Source organism: Peptoanaerobacter stomatis (assembly GCF_000238095.2).
GTDB classification, from domain to species: domain Bacteria; phylum Bacillota; class Clostridia; order Peptostreptococcales; family Filifactoraceae; genus Peptoanaerobacter; species Peptoanaerobacter stomatis_A.
Map to the genome: position 1 here is coordinate 130,981 of NZ_JH815225.1, position 18,517 is coordinate 149,497.

General features: G+C 25.2%; 17 protein-coding genes. 15 read left to right on the forward strand and 2 right to left on the reverse strand.

From position 1 onward, the window contains the following. The 11 genes from HMPREF9630_RS10135 to HMPREF9630_RS00575 form a co-directional block, all read left to right on the forward strand. Window positions 1-135: flagellin (locus HMPREF9630_RS10135; protein WP_009526593.1), on the forward strand; the 135-nt coding region annotated here is incomplete at its 5' end. 543 nt (window positions 136-678) lie between these two features. Continuing rightward, window positions 679-1,632 (forward strand): polysaccharide deacetylase family protein, encoded by a 954-nt coding sequence (locus HMPREF9630_RS00530; RefSeq protein WP_009526594.1) that lies wholly within the window; start codon window positions 679-681, stop codon window positions 1,630-1,632. A gap of 181 nt (window positions 1,633-1,813) precedes the next feature. After that, the gene (locus HMPREF9630_RS00535) at window positions 1,814-3,010 is read left to right on the forward strand and encodes an NAD(P)-dependent malic enzyme (RefSeq protein WP_009526595.1); all 1,197 of its coding nucleotides are present in this window, start codon (window positions 1,814-1,816) and stop codon (window positions 3,008-3,010) included. After that, window positions 3,000-4,076, forward strand: coding sequence for a LuxE/PaaK family acyltransferase (locus tag HMPREF9630_RS00540; protein WP_009526596.1), 1,077 nt, complete (start codon window positions 3,000-3,002; stop codon window positions 4,074-4,076). Before HMPREF9630_RS00535 ends, HMPREF9630_RS00540 begins: the two co-directional genes overlap by 11 nt. Beyond that, window positions 4,033-5,259: an acyl-CoA reductase gene (locus tag HMPREF9630_RS00545; RefSeq protein WP_009526597.1), complete on the forward strand. Its 1,227-nt coding sequence runs from the start codon at window positions 4,033-4,035 to the stop codon at window positions 5,257-5,259. The genes HMPREF9630_RS00540 and HMPREF9630_RS00545 overlap by 44 nt, the downstream gene beginning before the upstream one ends. 7 nt (window positions 5,260-5,266) lie before the next feature. Continuing rightward, window positions 5,267-6,193: a hypothetical protein gene (locus HMPREF9630_RS00550; protein ID WP_009526598.1), complete on the forward strand. Its 927-nt coding sequence runs from the start codon at window positions 5,267-5,269 to the stop codon at window positions 6,191-6,193. A gap of 144 nt (window positions 6,194-6,337) precedes the next feature. Further along, window positions 6,338-7,348 carry a hypothetical protein gene (locus tag HMPREF9630_RS00555; RefSeq protein ID WP_009526599.1) on the forward strand — a complete coding sequence of 337 codons (1,011 nt, stop codon included), beginning with the start codon at window positions 6,338-6,340 and terminating at the stop codon, window positions 7,346-7,348. Between the two features lie 91 nt (window positions 7,349-7,439). After that, window positions 7,440-7,679, forward strand: coding sequence for an acyl carrier protein (locus tag HMPREF9630_RS00560; protein WP_009526600.1), 240 nt, complete (start codon window positions 7,440-7,442; stop codon window positions 7,677-7,679). A gap of 11 nt (window positions 7,680-7,690) precedes the next feature. Continuing rightward, a complete protein-coding gene (locus HMPREF9630_RS00565; RefSeq protein ID WP_009526601.1) occupies window positions 7,691-8,428 on the forward strand; it encodes an SDR family NAD(P)-dependent oxidoreductase in 738 nt (245 codons plus the stop codon). A 16-nt stretch (window positions 8,429-8,444) separates the two neighbouring features. Next, window positions 8,445-8,846: a VOC family protein gene (locus tag HMPREF9630_RS10035; protein WP_009526602.1), complete on the forward strand. Its 402-nt coding sequence runs from the start codon at window positions 8,445-8,447 to the stop codon at window positions 8,844-8,846. 14 nt (window positions 8,847-8,860) lie between these two features. After that, on the forward strand, window positions 8,861-10,264 hold the full coding sequence (locus HMPREF9630_RS00575; protein ID WP_141567338.1) for an AMP-binding protein: 1,404 nt from the start codon (window positions 8,861-8,863) through the stop codon (window positions 10,262-10,264). A gap of 304 nt (window positions 10,265-10,568) precedes the next feature. Here HMPREF9630_RS00575 and fliB read toward each other — a convergent pair whose 3' ends face one another. Further along, window positions 10,569-11,816 (reverse strand): flagellin lysine-N-methylase, encoded by a 1,248-nt coding sequence (gene fliB, locus HMPREF9630_RS00580; protein ID WP_009526604.1) that lies wholly within the window; start codon window positions 11,814-11,816, stop codon window positions 10,569-10,571. Window positions 11,817-12,087: 271 nt separating this feature from the next. Continuing rightward, a complete protein-coding gene (locus HMPREF9630_RS00585) occupies window positions 12,088-13,149 on the reverse strand; it encodes a GGDEF domain-containing protein (protein ID WP_009526605.1) in 1,062 nt (353 codons plus the stop codon). A gap of 353 nt (window positions 13,150-13,502) precedes the next feature. Here HMPREF9630_RS00585 and lepA point away from each other — a divergent pair, with 353 nt between their 5' ends. The 4 genes from lepA to HMPREF9630_RS00605 all read left to right on the forward strand — a co-directional run bounded on the left by lepA (window position 13,503) and on the right by HMPREF9630_RS00605 (window position 18,213). Continuing rightward, window positions 13,503-15,308 (forward strand): translation elongation factor 4, encoded by a 1,806-nt coding sequence (gene lepA, locus HMPREF9630_RS00590; RefSeq protein ID WP_009526606.1) that lies wholly within the window; start codon window positions 13,503-13,505, stop codon window positions 15,306-15,308. A 204-nt stretch (window positions 15,309-15,512) separates the two neighbouring features. Beyond that, complete coding sequence (locus HMPREF9630_RS00595; RefSeq protein WP_009526607.1) at window positions 15,513-16,220, forward strand: DUF6873 family GME fold protein; 708 nt, start codon at window positions 15,513-15,515, stop codon at window positions 16,218-16,220. A gap of 286 nt (window positions 16,221-16,506) precedes the next feature. Beyond that, window positions 16,507-16,677 carry a DUF362 domain-containing protein gene (locus HMPREF9630_RS00600; protein ID WP_009525956.1) on the forward strand — a complete coding sequence of 57 codons (171 nt, stop codon included), beginning with the start codon at window positions 16,507-16,509 and terminating at the stop codon, window positions 16,675-16,677. Window positions 16,678-17,268: 591 nt separating this feature from the next. Further along, window positions 17,269-18,213 carry a DDE-type integrase/transposase/recombinase gene (locus HMPREF9630_RS00605; RefSeq protein ID WP_009526608.1) on the forward strand — a complete coding sequence of 315 codons (945 nt, stop codon included), beginning with the start codon at window positions 17,269-17,271 and terminating at the stop codon, window positions 18,211-18,213. Window positions 18,214-18,517: the final 304 nt, after the last annotated feature.

Here is an 18,517-nt window from a genome sequence, read left to right on the forward strand (position 1 = left end):
TCAAGAATAAGAGATACTGATATGGCAAAAGAGATGAGTAAGTTTACAAAAGACAACATATTAACACAAGCATCTCAAGCAATGCTTGCACAAGCAAATCAATTGCCACAACAAGTATTACAATTATTAAGATAGTATAATATTTTTTAAGAAAGTGCTATATAATGCTTAGATGTATTATATAGTGCTTTTTTTAGTTGCAAAAATAATAGTTATTAAAAATATAGCAATTATGTACTATATATATTTATACTAATACTATTTTCTAATAAAATTATGGATAACTTATATAATTATATAACATCAATATAAATAGTTTATTAAAAAAATTAATTATTATGTTTTTCCATTGTTCTATTAGATTTTAGTATAAAGCTTAACAGAACGATAAAAAATATGTGTAAATTATAGTATTCTTATATGAATTATCTATTATTCTATGTGGGCTTAGTATTAGTTTAATTAGTGAATAAAAATAAACGTAATAATTGGAGTATATTGAAAAAAAGAGTTTTTTTTGTTATACTCTATATTGTCTATAGTGTATTTTTTTATTTGAAACTAATAATATTAAATATAAAAAATAGACAAATTAGTAAAGAATTACTATAATTATAGAAGATTTGTTGTTATATAAAGAATTATAGTAAATTTTATATAGAGGGTGTAAAAGTACTCATGAACGAAATAACCATTGTTATGTATCATTATGTGAGAGAGCTTGAAAACACAAGATATCCGAATATAAAAGGGCTAAAATTGTCAGAGTTTAAAAAACAGATTGAATATTTTAAACAAAGATATACGTTTATATGTTTGGAAGATATTTTTGAAGCTATATATGGTGGGAAAAAATTAAAAGAAAATTCTATTTTTTTGACATTTGATGATGGATATTTAGATCATTACACCAATGTATTTCCGATTTTAAAAAACAATGGAATTAGAGGTTTTTTTTCAATGCCAGCAAAAATATTAAATGAAAATGAATTACTGGATGTTAATAAAATACATTATATACTTGCTGTTGCAGATGAAAACTCTCTTATTAAAAAATTATATGAAAAATTGGATTATTATAGAGGAATCGAATTTAATTACCCATCGAATGATGAAATTTTTAATGAAATTAATGTAGAAAAAAGCAGATTTGATAATGAAAATATAATATTTTTAAAAAGAGTATTACAGACATATCTACCGTATGAATTGAGAAATAAAATTGTAGATGAATTATTTTTAGAATATGTACTGGAAAATGACATCAGCAAAAAGAATATACTGCTTAATGAAACGTATATGAATATGGAACAGATTAAGCTTATGATAAAAAGTGGTATGTCATTTGGATTACATGGATATAATCATGAACATTTAAAAAATATGAGCATAGAAGATATGAAAAAAGATATTGATAAAAGTATTTATTTTTGGGATGAAATAATAGATAAGAATTGCTTAACTATTTGCTATCCATATGGTTCATATAATAAGGACACTGTATCTTATGCTATAGAAAAAGGATGTAAGTTGGGATTTTCAACAAAAATTGCAAAGACTGAATTAAATTTAAAAAATGCATTGACTTTAAGCAGATTTGATACAAATGATTTTTATCCGAAATCTAAATGATTTTATTTATATATTTAATATTATTATCTAATAAAATAATAGATATTTTATAAAAATAAGTCTATAAATAATATCATATTTTATACAGTATAATTTTTATAGCATTCTATCAAATTTTAATATAAAGCAAAAATACTTAAATTTAATATTTTATTTAAATAAATATAATTTAGGAGGAGCTATGGTTAATTTTGAAGAAGAGGCGTTAAAACTCCATAAGCAAAACAAAGGAAAAATTGGTATAAAAAGCAAGATAAATATAAATAGTAAGGAAGTATTCAGTTTGGCACATACTCCTGGAGTGGCATTTGCTTGTAAAGAAATACAAAAAAATCCAGACTCTATATATGAATATACTGCAAAAGGGAATTTGGTGGCTGTTGTAACAGATGGTTCGTCTATATTAGGTCTTGGTAATATAGGCTCTAAAGCAGGTATGCCCGTTATGGAAGGTAAGGCTATGCTTATGAAAGAATTTGCAGATGTTGATGCTTTTCCTATATGTTTGAATACACAAGATACAGAAGAAATAATATCTGCAATAAAAAATATATCACCTACATTTGGTGCTATCCATTTAGAAGATATAGCTGCACCAAAGTGCATAGAAATAGAAAAAAGATTATCTGATGAACTTAATATACCTGTTTTTCATGATGATAGAGATGGAGCAGGAATAGTAGTAAGTGCAGCTTTATTGAATGCACTTAAGTTAGTAAATAAACCTATAGAAAAAGTAAAAATATGCATAAATGGAGCTGGAGCTGCCGGATACGGTGTACTTAATATGTTAATGTTACTTGGAGCAAAAAATATAATAGTTTGCGATAGAAAAGGTATAATATATAAAAATAGAGAAAATGACAATTTATTTAAACAAGAAATTGCTGATATTACGAATAAAGATTTAATAACGGGTAACTTGAAAGATGCTGTCAATAATGCGGATATTTTTATAGGTGTATCTTCGTCTAATCTATTAGATGAAAGTATGATACGATCTATGAATGAAAAATCTATAGTTTTTGCTATGGCAAATCCTGTTCCTGAAATATATCCAGATGTTGCAAAAAAATATGGGGCATTTATTGTTGGTTCTGGTAGGTCAGATTATGAAAATCAAATCAATAACATATTAGCTTTTCCGGGAGTATTCAGGGGATTATTGGATGCAAGAGCTAAAAAGATAACAGATAGTATGAAATTGGCTGCAATAAATGCAATAGCTGAGTCTATAAGTGATAGTGAATTAAATCCGAGCTATATAATACCAAGCGCCCTTGACAGAAGAATAGCACCTCTTGTATCAAAAGCAGTATTTGACGCTTATAAAAAAGAATTTAATATTAATAAAGAAAGTGATATATATGAAATATGATGATGTCTTAAAATATGAACCATTTTCATTAACTAAAGCTGAAAAACAAATACTTTTATTAAAAAGATTAAATTATCTAACTAAATTGCATTATGAAAAATGTGATGATTATAGAAAAATTCTTGATTTTTTAGGATTCGATAAAAATAAAAATTATAATGTTGAAGAACAAATATTTTTACCTATTAGACTTTTTAAAGAATTGGATTTAAAAAGCATACCTGATGATGAAATATTTAAAAAAATGACCTCATCAGGAACAACAGGGCAGCAAGTTTCAAAAATATATTTAGATAGAGCCACATCTTTATACCAACAAAAAACTCTAATAAAGATAATGAGCAGTATTATTACTCATAATCGTATGCCTATGATAATAATAGATACAAAAAGAGTTGTGAGCGATCCGAATTTTATTTCAGCAAGAAAATCTGGTATACTTGGTTTTTCATTATTTGCAAAAGATAAAATTTTTGCACTTGATGATAATATGAATTTGGATATAGATTTATTAGAAAAATTTTTAGAGAAACATAAAAATGAAGATATTTTCATATTTGGATATACTTTTATAATATGGCAATATTTTTACGAAGAATTAAAAAGACGTAGAAAAACTTTAGATTTATCAAATGTTATACTACTTCATGGTGGCGGTTGGAAAAAACTGAAAAATTTAAATATATCTGATATGGCTTTTAAAGAGTCCTTGAATCAAGTAGCAAATATAAAAAGAATATCAGAATTTTATGGCATGGCTGAACAAACTGGCAGTATATATATTACTTGTGAACATGGAAATATGCACACAAGTACATATTCAGATATTATTATTAGGAGAAAAGAGGACTTTTCTATATGTGATATAGGAGAAAAAGGAATTATACAGCTAATATCTCTTATACCGGAATCATATCCTGGACATAATATACTTACAGAAGATGAAGGAGTAATATTAGGAGAAGATGATTGTCCTTGCAATAGAAAAGGAAAGTATTTTAAAATATTAGGCAGAATACAAAATGCTGAAATTAGAGGATGTAGTGATACCTATGAGAGAAAATAATGTATATCATTATATAAAATCTGATATATATAAAGGGAAGATTTTAGATATATTTGACAGTTTAATTTGTGAGTTTTTGAATGATTTGTCGATACACTTAATGAATACTACTGACAAGAAGTTGTATCCTGATATAATAACATTTGCGTTTTATATAAGAAAATCTAATATACTAAAAAAGAAAGAGCTGTATGCAAATTCAATGACAAGAATAGGAAAAGGAGTAGTTTTTCATATTGCACCATCTAATGTGCCGATAAACTTTGCATTTTCTTTAGTATTTGGATTATTATCTGGTAATATAAATATAGTAAGAGTTTCAAAAAAAGATTTCAAGCAAACAAAAATAATATGTAATAGTATAAATAATATTTTAGATAATGATAAGTATAGTAGTATTAAAAATAATATAAGTATAATATCTTATGAACATAATAAAAAAATTACAGATTATTATTCCAATCTATGTGATGTTAGAATTATTTGGGGAGGAGATAATACAATAAATGAAATAAGAACATCCCCTATAAATACACGAACTATGGAGTTAACTTTTGCAGATAGATATTCGTTTTCTATAATATCTGCAAAAAGTATACTTGATTCATCAGATGAGCAATTAAAAAGATTATCAGAAAATTTTTATAATGATACTTATTTAATAGATCAGAATGCTTGCTCTTCACCACATCTGATAGTATGGAAAAATGATGTCGAAAATTATGAATTATTGAAAAAATCTAAAGATATTTTTTGGAAATTTGTTTATAATACTGTAAAAAAATGGGAAATTGAAGATGTTTATGCAAGTGAAAAATATACTCTTGCATGTGAATATGCTACAATTTATGAAGAAATAGATAAGTTGGAAAGATATGATAACTATATATATATATTGAATCTCAATTCAATAAAAAATTCTACAATAAAAATAAAAGGTAAGTTAGGATTATTTAGTCAAATATCTATTGATTCTTATGATGAAATTGCACCATTATTAAAAAAAGAAACTCAAACAATAACATATTATGGCATTGTTTCCGGTGAAATAGTAGACTTTATAAAAAAAATTGGTACAAAAGGTGTTGATAGAATTGTACCATTCGGAAAATCATTGGAATTAGATTTAATTTGGGACGGATATGATATTATTAATATGTTGTCAAGAATAATATATAGGTAGATTAATTATGGATAACAACTTGTTTTTTAAAAGAGCAACGATAAATGACTTAGATAAGATTATAAATTTTTTGAAAACTAATTTTAAAAAAAGAAAATCATATTATGAAAAGAAAGATTTTTTTAAAAATGAATTTTTAGATTTTGATGAGTATAATATGAATTGCGTTATATCTTGTGATAAAAGTGATAATATATTGTCTTTATCAAGTTATTATATGCCTAATAAACATTTTATGCTTTCTGGATTATGGTCTTCTAATGAAAAATCACCTCCTATGACAGGTTTTTTAACAAGAAAATATATGATTGACACTGTAAAGCCAAATATATTTTGTGGAATAACTGAAATTAAAGAATCACTTATATCTCATAGGAGATTTGCACCCAATATATTGAATTTCGAATATTATATAGTAGATAAATACAAGTACAAGTATAATTCCAATAATTTAAAACTAATAAATCTCACATCAGATATTTATTTTTTGGATGAAAAGTCATATTCTAATATGAAGGTTAATTTTTATAAAACTTATTCTTATTTTTTAAAAAGATATATTTCAAATTTATTTTTAGATTATAAAATATATGCCTTGTATGATGCTGATACTTTGCTTTGTATTATTGTTTTTAAGATAAATTATGAAAAAAAAATTTTGTGTATAGTAGATTATTTAGGTAATTACCAATATATAAACAATATAGATATGTCGGTATTAGCAGATGAGTACGATTGTAACTTTATTGATTTTTTATGTTATGGATTTGATAGTAAAATTTTGCTTGATTCAGGCTTTATATTAAAAAAAGATATAGATTATTCATATACATATAATGGAAAATCACCTACTAATTATGGAAGATTATATGCTTTTTCTACAAAAACAGATATATTTTTAACAAGGGGCGATGGTATACTGCAGGAAATCTAATAATTGATACTAATATCTGCTTAATTAATAGATAAAATTTATATTGAGATATTTATTTTAAGTATGCTTAATTTTTGGTAGCTAATCAATTCTTAAAAACAGAAATATCCATTATTGTATTAACTTTTAGTATAAGGAGATTTTATGAAAAGTAAAGTAAAGATAAGATTTGCTAATGTTCATGATGTTTCAAAAATAATGACATTTATAAAAAAATACTGGGCTGAAAATCATATACTTGCAAATAATAAAAATTTTTTTGAATATCAGCATAAAATAGATGACAAAATTACTTATGTAATAGCAGAAAATGATTCAGAAGAAATATTAGGTCTTATAGGATACATACCGTATTCTAACGAAGATAAGCCTGATATAGCTACAGCATTATGGAAGTCTATAGATAGTACAAATCCTCTTTTAGGATATGAAATTTTGAGATATGTTATTAATAATACAAATTCAAGAATAGCCTGCTGCTGTGGTATAAATACTACTACATTTTTATTTTATAGAAAATTAGGTTATACCATAGGTACATTAGAGCATTATTATAGACTAAATGATATAAAAGAATATAAAATAGCTATAATAAATGATAGAAAAATCTTAGAAAACCCTACATCAAATAAAAATTATGAACTTAAAGAATTTTTTGAATTTAATAAATTACTGTCGGAATTTAATTTTAGTGTGTGTAGAGATAGAAAACCGTATAAAAGTAAAGATTATATAAAATATAGATATTTTGAACATCCTATATATAAATATAAAACATATGGAATAATAGGTGATTATGGTAAATGTAATTCTATAATTATTACAAGAGAGCAGTGTGTAGAAGAATCAAGACAATTAAGAATAATAGATTTTTTTGGAGTTGATGATGATTTAAAACATATATATAATGCTTTGGGAGAATTAATGTGTAAAAATAATTATGAATATGTCGATTTTTATCAATATGGTATAAGCGAAGATATATTAAATTCTTCAGGCTTTATAAAAAAAGACAGTAATGATATTAACGTAATTCCAAATTATTTTGAGCCTTTTGTACAAAAAAATATAGATATACATTTTTATATATCTGAAAAAGACAATTTTTATTTATTTAAAGGTGATGCTGATCAGGATAGACCAAATTTTTATTAAACATAAATATTTAAAATTCAAAAAATAGAATTTTGAATATGATATATAGCTATAAAATTGTGATATTATTAAATATAAAGGAGAATTTATTATGACAAATATAGAAAAATACAATGCTGTTTTTATGGGAACTTTTTCAATAAACGAAAATGATTTGAAAGAAAATCCTACTTATCAAAAACTTAAAGTGTGGGATTCAGTTGCTCATATGTCTCTTATTTTTGCGATAGAAGAAGCTTTTGATATATCATTTGAAACAGATGATATGATAGACTTTGATTCTTATGAAAAAGGAAAAGAATTATTAAAAAAATATGATATACAATTCTAAGGGATGATAAAATGTTAAATGATAAAAATATAATAGTTACAGGAAGTAATAGAGGCATAGGAAAATCAATAGTAAAGATATTGGCATCCAATAAGGCAAATATTTGGGCTGTAAGTAGAAATATAACTGATGAATATATAAATTTTTTAAGAGATTTAGAAAGAAAAAACGGTATTTTTATAAAACCTATATATGCAGATATGAGAAGTGAAGAAAATATAAAAGATGCATATAAAGAAATAAGTTCTGAAAAAAAACAAATAGATGGTTTAGTAAATACTGCAGGTATTATGAATAATACATTATTTTCTATGACATCATCAAGTGTTTTTAAAGATGAAATGTCTGTGAATTTCTATTCTATTTTTCTACTTACACAACTTGTAAGTAAGAAAATGCAAAGACAGAAGAATGGTAGTATTGTAAACTTTACTTCTACAGTGGCAATAGATGGTTGTGATGGAAAGGCATCATATTCTGCTACTAAAGGAGCAATTCTTTCTTTTACAAAATCAATAGCTAAAGAATTAGGCTCATATAATGTAAGAGCTAATTGCATTGCTCCAGGTATAGTAGATACAGATTTGATAAGTAATGTTAGTGATGAAAAGAAAAAAATATATATTGATAGTACATCACTAAAGAGAATAGCGCATACTGACGAAATAGCAAATGTAGCATTATTTTTACTTTCAGAGTATTCAAGTTATATTACTGGTCAAGTTATAAGAGTAGATGGTGGATTATAGAGAAAAGGCGATGTTAATGAATACACAAGAAGATATATTTAAAAATTTGGAATTTCATCATATAGGAATAGCTACGAAATCCATATCAGATGAAATCATGCTTTATAAAATGTTAGGATATAAAGAGGAAACAGATTTTTTTAATGATTATGAGCAAGGTATAAGAGGAATATTTTTAAATAGCGATAGTGGTGTAAGAATTGAATTATTAGAAAATCTCCCTAATAGTAATATACTTGATGAACATATTAAAAAGAATAATAAAAATTATCATTTAGCTTTCTTGTCTGAAACTCTTATTATAAAATCAAGGAATCTTAAAATGCTAAAAGAGCCTAAATATTCCAGTTATTTTAAAAAGAAAGTTTGTTTTTATATTATGAAAAATATGGCTATTATTGAATTAATAGAAAAATGAAAGAAGATATTGTTATGGAATTTTATAATTTAGATGATAGATATAATGATAAACCTATAATTATAGATTATAGAGGAAATTTATTAAATAAAGATAAATATAAAAAAATAAATTTAGAAATTAAAAATAATATAAAAAAAAGAACTCTTGTATTCTTATTTTGTGAAAACAGTATAGATTGTATATCTATCTATATAAGTCTTCTAAATAATGGGATTGTACCTGTTATGATTTCTCCTGATTTAGATGAAGAATTGTGTAATAATTTGATAAATATATATAAGCCTTCATATTTGATTTTGAATATTAGTATGAAAAAACAAAAATTTGATTATAAAAAAGTATTAAGTAATGGAGATTATATATTTTTAAAAACTGATTATTATGAAAAGCATAATCTTAGTGATGAATTGGCAATTCTTCTTACTACATCAGGGAGTACAGGTTCTCCTAAATTAGTAAGACAAAGCTATAAAAATATAAACTCTAATGCAAGTGCAATAGCTAAATACTTGGAATTAAATGAATATGAAAAGCCTATTACTACATTGCCATTTAATTATACTTATGGTATATCGGTTATAAATAGTCATTTATTAGTAGGAGCAACGATACTTGTTACCAATAAATCAATAATACAAAGAGATTTTTGGGATTTTGTAAAAAAATATAAAGCTACATCCATTGCAGGAGTACCATATACGTATCAAATGCTCAAAAAAATAAGATTTTTTGATATGGATTTACCTTATTTAAAAACTATGACACAAGCAGGTGGGAAATTATTAGTTGAACTTCACGAAGAATTTGCAAACTTTGCATTAAAAAATGATAAAAAATTTGTAGTAATGTATGGGCAAACTGAAGCAACAGCAAGAATGGGATATCTTCCGCACGATAAGTCTATTGAAAAAATAGGAAGTATGGGAATTTCTATACCAAATGGACGTTTTGAGTTAGTAGATGTTGATAATAATATAATAGATACTCCGGAAGTTATAGGGGAATTGGTTTATTATGGTGACAATGTAACACTTGGATATAGTGAAAATATAGAGGATTTATCAAAAGATGATGAAAGAAATGGCAGACTTGTAACAGGTGATATGGCAAAATTTGACGCAGATGGATATTATTATATAGTTGGAAGAAAGAAAAGATTTTTGAAAATTTTTGGTAACAGAGTCAATCTTGATGAAGTTGAAAGAATTTTAAATTCTCAATTTACTGAAAATGAGTTGATTTGCTCAGGGAAAGATGATAACATGATTGTTTACTATACAAAATTATTAGATGAGAAGATTCTCAGTGATTTTTTGTCGGATACTTTGCATATTAATAAGTCTGCATTTAGATTTAAAAAAATAAAAAACATTCCCAAAAATGAATCAGGTAAGATACTGTATTCTAAATTATAATAATAGCAAATAAAAAATAATGAATATTTTAAATTTATATGCAATTAATAAAACGATAGTATTAAATATAAATTAATTGATTTTATAAAGATGAAGTTAGTAAGTATATTATTTAATTTAATTTTATTCAATTAAATTAAATAGATATTTTTTATATAATGATAAAATATATTTTGCTTGGGGCACTTTTATAAATATCTGCTTTGCAGGTATTTATAAAAGTGTTATTAATTTAACTCACAAAACAATTTGAGAATCTCTTGATTCAAATAGAGTTTGCAATAAAATCATAGTTTTTTATAAATTAATTGTTTATTAAAGTGTACATGCCTCCTAAGGTATTAAGTTCCCAGTTTTCTATGTTTTGAATTAAGTAATGATAATAATTACTGTTATGTGCCAAGCTTCTTGAAACAGCACGTACTATATTGAAAAAATCTTCTTTTTTTATGCTATCGTTATCTTTTGCTATTCCAAACATTAGTGATTTTATTATAAAGTAATCTCCACATAATACTATTAGAGATTTCCATATATCATCAGGATATGTGAAAGGCATTAAATCTAAAAAATATTTGTTTACAAGATAATTTTCAATCATCATGCTACCTATATCGGAGTCAAAAAAAGGTCTTATTTTATTTTTTATAACAAAATTATATTCATTTAACAATGTATTATCATCTTTATCGTTTTTAAAAAAATCTATTGTAGAATTTATAAAAATAGAGATTGATGAATCTTTGTTTTTAAGAGAAATGTTTTCTAAACTAAGTATTATTTCTTTGCACAATAATGCTTGTTGGAATTTATTTTCAGATAAACTGTCTAAAAGAGAGTTATCGTTTAAATTTTCTAATGTATTTACAAATTTTATTATTTCATCATCTATTAGTTGATAATTTTTCTGTTTTATAAGCGCATTTACTTTTTTGTAAAGTATGCCAAGAAAAGTAAGCCTTGACACTATATCAATATTTCTATTCTGCAATATTGTAATTGAAGCTATTCTGATATTCCAAAAATATTTGTGAGCGTTTTTGCTTACAAATCTGCCTTTTGTATATATCCTTTTTTTATAATTCATATATTTTTGGTAATCAAGTTCTATATGTTCGAAACATATTCCGTTAGGAGAGTATAGTATTTTTCTTGCTGCTTCAGGGCATGATGGGGTAAGAGACATTTCTAATTCATCATCTACAGAGTTGAAATGCCTTGGATATGTTTTGCAAGTGTCACACATATAATCTTCGCCAAGATTTATGTATATATTACATAGTAAATCTTCATTTAAAAATGGACAACTGTTTCCATTTTTATTATCAAGATTTATAATTGCATAATCTTCATCAGATATAGATTTTTTATTTTTTATTACTTTATTATCTTTAAGAGGATGAAAAATATTGTCTTTTAATTTTTTGTATTTCTTATATGTTTCTTTATCTACAGTTATATTCCAATTTTTACAACAGGTTTCTTCGCAGTTGGAACCTATACAGGTAAAATCTTTTAAGTATTCGGGCACTAATACCTTTACTTTTCCCATTTTTTATCACCTAATTTAAATTTATTTTAACTCTTTTATTATATCATAGGTGCATTGCCCTTTAAAGATTTTTTATAAATATTATTCATACTAATTTCAAATAGAAGAATAGATAGTTTATATTAAGAAGTCTATAAATAATGTTGTATTTTATTAAATTTACAAAGTGCTATTATTTTGTAATTCTATTGAGTTTTAGTATCAATTATGAGAATAATTTTTATAAACATTAATATTCATTTTTTAAAATATATTGATGTTATATTAAATATTACATAATAACTCTATTTTTTCCGCTGTTTTTACCTTTATACATTTTTTTATCTGCAAGTTTAATTATTTCTTTTACATTTGAAGACTCTTTGGAGCTTGCAGCACCTAATGTTATAGTTGTGTTTATTTTTTTGTTGTTTATGATTATAGAAGATTTTTCAACTGTTGTTCTTATTCTCTCCAATATGCTGTACACAATATTATCGTTTAAGGCTTTTTCTTGACCTTTTGGAGTTTTGAACAACATTAAAAACTCTTCTCCGCCCCATCTGAATATCATATCAGAACTTTTTGTTTTCTTGTTCAATATATTCGATATCATAACAAGTATGTCATCGCCGATGTCGTGACCGTATGTGTCATTTATTTTTTTGAAATTATCAATATCTACAAAGGCGATGTAAAAATGCTCGTTATCAGAAAAATTCTGTATATTATCATCTATATTACTAAGAACATCGTCAGCTTTATGTCTATTATATAGTTGTGTAAGTCTATCGGTATACATAATATTTTCCATTCTTTCAAATTTGTCTTGAAAAAATGCTTTTTCCATATTTGCAGACCATTTTAGGACTTTTTCTGCAAATAAAATCATTCCGAAAAGACCGATTATATTCGTAAGAGAAAAATATACCGTCAAAAATGTCAAGTTTCTGTTAGAAAAATCAAGTTTTACATCAAAATATAATATAAAATATAATACACATTCAATTACTGCCAATATATAGAAAATTTTTCTATTTGGAAAAGGTACTGTTATTGCTAAAAAGCATAAAGCTATGAGCCAGTTTTGAAAACTGTACTCCCAGCCCAATATATATGTAATTACAGTATAAAGTACAGTACCTTCTATAAGTGATGAAAGTACAGCAATCCGCTGGTTTTTAAATATATAAAATATGTTTATCAGCAATATAATTGTACCGATAAAGTCCAAATAAACTAATTCGTATTTACCTATACTGAGAAAAGCAAAGAAAAGTGAAATATTTAATATAAGTCCAAATAATATTAGTAAGAAATAAGTTGGTCTGTCTGGAATATTTTTATTAATCATACTTAAGTACCTCCATATATATTTTAAAAATTAATACGTTATGATTATTTAATATAGTATAATAATCATTTATATAGTATTATAAAATATTTTGGACTAAATGTCTACTAAATTTACATTATAATTATAAAAAAGTAGATATAATTTTAAAATATAAAAAATAGTATTATATATAATATATAAGTTATAAATAATAAATAAGTATCATAATTAGATATATTGTGGTAATTTTTGTAAAATTATAAAAAAAGTAATTATATAAAATTTTAACAATTTTTAAATTTTTATATTGTTTTAACACACTAATATTTAGTATAATAGAACAAATATATTTTTGTTAGGAGAGAAATTTTTTGAAAAAGATAGATCATACAAGGAATTTTTGTATAATAGCACATATAGATCATGGAAAATCTACTCTTGCGGACAGATTGATAGAAGATACAGGAGTGGTTGCTCGTAGAGATATGAAAGAGCAATTGCTTGATAATATGGATTTGGAACGTGAAAGAGGAATAACTATAAAATTGCAAACCATAAGGCTTATATACAAAGCAAAAGATGGAGAAGAATATTATTTCAATTTAATAGATACTCCGGGACATGTAGATTTCAGTTATGAAGTATCACGTTCGCTTGCGGCTTGTGAGGGAGCGATATTAGTGGTTGACGCTGCTCAAGGAGTAGAGGCTCAGACTCTTGCCAATGTATATCTTGCACTTGATCAAGATTTGGAGATAGTGCCTGTTATAAACAAAATAGATTTACCAAGTGCAAGACCTGATGAAATAAAAGAAGAAATAGAAGAAATAATTGGACTTGACGCATCAGATGCACCTTTAATATCTGCTAAGCAAGGGCTTAATATACAAGATGTGCTTGAAGCCATAGTACAAAAAGTGCCAAAACCGTCAGGAGACATCAATAAACCTTTTAAAGCACTTATATTTGATTCTTATTATGATGCTTATAAGGGAGTAATTGCATATGTAAGAGTGTTTGACGGCAAAATCAAAAAAGGTGATAATATACTTATGATGAACACTAAAAAAACTTTTGAAGTAACTGAAGTGGGTATAATATCGCCAACACATATTGCAGTAGATGAACTTATTACAGGTGATGTAGGTTATATAACGGCTTCTATAAAGGATATAAGGAGTTGTAGGGTAGGAGATACGATAACTTTGGCAGATACTCCTACTGATGAGGCATTGCCGGGATATAAAAAAGCAACACCGATGGTATATTGCGGAGTTTATCCTGCCGAAGGAGAAAAATATGAAAATGTAAGAGATGCACTTGAAAAATTGCAAGTAAATGATGCAGCTTTGGAGTTTGAGGCGGAAACATCTGTTGCACTCGGTTTTGGATTTAGATGTGGTTTTCTTGGATTACTTCATATGGAAATCATACAAGAAAGGCTTGAACGTGAGTTTGACCTTGACATCATAACTACAGCGCCGTCTGTTGTGTATAGAGTAACAAAAGTTGACGATACCGTACTTATGATACAAAATCCTACTAATTTACCGACTGAGCAAGAAATAAGAATAATAGAAGAACCGATAGTAAAAGCGGATATAATCGTGCCAAAAGACTATGTAGGTGCAGTTATGGAGTTGTCACAAGAAAGACGTGGGACAATGCTGAATATGGAGTATTTGGACGCTACAAGAGTGATGTTGCATTATGAATTACCGCTTAATGAAGTTATATATGACTTTTTTGATTCATTAAAGTCAAGAACGAGAGGTTACGGTTCATTTGATTATGAGTTTAAGGAATTTAGGCAATCAGAACTTGTAAAACTTGATATACTTATAAATAAAGAAAAAGTTGACGCATTATCATTTATAGTGCATGAAACAACTGCACAGACAAGAGGTAGAGTAATGTGTGAAAAATTGAAAGATGAAATACCTAAGCATCAATTTCCAGTGCCGATACAAGCGGCAGTAGGCGCGAAGATAATAGCAAGAGAAACTATAAGCGCATATAGAAAAGACGTGCTTGCAAAATGTTATGGAGGAGATATATCAAGAAAGAAAAAATTGCTTGAAAAACAAAAAGAAGGTAAAAAGAGAATGCGTCAGATAGGAAACGTTGAAGTTCCTCAAAAAGCATTTATGTCAGTATTGAAGATAAATAAAGATTAGTGTTATAAGAGATTAGATTATTTTAGTGTAATATGCTGAAATAATCTAATCTCTTATTGTAAAATAATTTATATTATTTTCTAATAAAATTATGTATAACTTATATAACTATATAACATTAATACATATAATAATTTATTGAAATATGTTTGGTATAATCAGGCATTATTTAATTTAAAAAAGATTTAGTATTAAAGGAAATATATGAATAAACTTTCAAATAAAACTTTTCTTGTGGATTTTAGGATTGATGAAGAAATAGAAAATGAACTCAAGAAAAATGATATTGAATATATAAAAACATTAAAAAATGAAAATCTTTATTATGAAATATGCGGACATCCGGATATTGCAGCGTGCGATTTAGGTGATGTTACAGTCATAGAGCCTGATACATATAATTTGATGTATGAAAAGATAAAAGATTTCAAGATAATAAAAGGAGAAACAATATTAAGAGGTAAATATCCATATGATATAGCCTATAATTTTGTAGTAACTGGAAAATATATAATAGGAAAATTAAATTATATGGATAACGTTGTGAGAAAATTGGCTGAAGAAAAAGGATTGGAATTTATAAATGTGAAGCAAGGATATGCAAGATGTTCGACAATAAGTTTGCCGAAAGATAGATTTATAACATCAGATTCAAATATATATGAAACATTGATTTCTAAAAATTTAAAATGTTATTTAATTGAATGTCAAGATATATATTTAAGCGAAAGATATAATGGGTTTTTAGGAGGAAGCTGTTTGATATATGACAATGAAATAATGTTTTTTGGCGATATAAACAGTATAAGCACAGGAGATATTTTAAAAAAAATATTGAAAGAAAATCATATAAAATATTATGATATAAATAATTTAAAGCTAAAAGATTATGGCTCAATGATTAAATTATAAAAATGATAATTATTTTTGAACAATTAATTGATAATGAAAAGTGGATTTTTTATCAAAATTAATAATTCGATTTAAAAGAAAAATATTTATCTAATGATAATAAATATCTATAAATTAAAAAGACTTGTTTATTCAAATACAATAATGCTATAGAATAAATAATATAAAAAATTAAATAAAAGTATTTACAAATGAAAAAATAGGTGATATAATACGAAAAGAAAATTAAATTATCAATTGAATTTAATAAAACAAAATTTTTTATATTATTTAGGAGGAATTTAATATGGCATATGTAATTCATGATACTTGTATAAGTTGTGGTGCTTGCGAACCTGAATGTCCAGTAGGAGCAATATCTCAAGGAGATTCTCAATATGTTATAGATGCATCTGCATGTATAGACTGTGGAGCATGTGCAGGAGTATGTCCTGTAGACGCACCTCAACCAGAATAATTGTTGCTTAAAATTTGGCCAACGCATTTATGCGTTGGCTTTTTATATGCTATATAATTTGAATAAGTATCTTTTATAAAAATATTACTGCTATTTAATGTAATACTAAAATCTTATAGAATAATAATATAAAAACATAACAATTAATTTTTTAAATAAATTATTTATATTAATGTTGTATAATTATATATGTTGTTCATAATTTTATTAGAAAATATTATAAATCCAGATATTTTTTAATAAAATGCTCATACTAAATACTATTATGAATTATTATATTTTTGAATTTTATATATTTATTTTTAAAAAGTATAATTTTTTACAAATATAATATAGTTTTATATCAAATATATTTTGATAGGTTGTTTTTTTATAAACATCAGTAAGTCGGATATTTGTAAAAGCTTTAGAAATTTTACTTGTAAAACAATTTAGCCTATTCTAATTTAAATAGGTTTTTGTATAAAAATAATTTAATTTATTTGTGCTATGTTATGCTACAATAGATTTGTGACAAAAAAGTATAAAAAAAGAAAGCCAACTGATATAATAAGATTTGGAAAAAATAAAAATCAGTAAAGAGGCTTTCTTATGAATAAAAGTATAACAGAAGGAATGAAAAGACGCAAGCAAATAATAGAATATGCAATAAAAGAAAAAAATAATGCAAAAGCAGCAAGAAAATACCATGTAACAAGACAGTATGTACATTATTGGATGAAAAGATATGATGGAACAATAGAATCATTAAGAAAAGAGTCAACAAAACCAAAAAGCCATCCAAAAGAGCACACAGCAGAAGAACAAGAAAAGATAAAACATTGCTATAGATATCATAAGCATGAAGGGTTAGCACAAGTATACAGAAAGTTACAAGAAAAAGGATATACAAGATGCTATGATTCAATGACAAGACAGATAAAAAAATTAAAATTAAAAACTATACAAGAAAAAAAAGAAATTAGAAAAAAGAAGAAAGAAAAGAAAGTAAGCAAAGTAACAAGACCAGGAGAGCAAGTACAAGTAGATATAAAATATGTACCGTTAGAATGCATAGGATTTAAAAGTGAAGTAGACAGATATTATCAAATAACAGGTATAGATGTATATACAAGAAAAAGAATATTGAAGCTTGTAAAAGAAAAAAGCACATACGAAACAAGTAATTACTTAAATACATTAGAAAAAGAAATGGGATTTAAAATAGAGCAAATACAAACAGATAATGGATTAGAATTTACAAATGAGCAAGACAGAACAAATAAAAAAAGTAGATTTCAAAAAACATTAGAAGAATTAGGTATAGAGCATAAACTAACAGCCGCATACAGTCCGTGGCAAAATGGGTATGTAGAAAGAAGTCATAGAGAAGATAGTGAGAAATTTTATGCAAATAGAAGATTCAAGAGCGAAGAAGAGATGTATAAGAGTTTTGAAAGATATGCAAAAAGGCAAAACAATATAGCGAAGAAAGTTTTGAAATTCAAAACTGCAAATGAAATGTTAGAAGATTATATAGAAAAAGCGAGAGTGTGATTTAGAAAATTTTTAACAATATATGGGGTTACCCGCATATATTGTTAAAAAAATATGATATACAATAATCAAAATTATATTATAGGCTTTGTGTCAAAAATGTTTGACTTTTTTACAAAAATAATTTAATTTATTTGTGCTAAATATTGACAAAATAAGTGATTAACGGCTATAATATTGTAGATATAATTATGCAAACTTATATTGATGTTGTTTGATTATATTAATTAAACATTTTTATTAAATATTTTACTGGTTGTTGAAAATAATCAATAAGTATTAAGTTTTGAATTTGTATAATATA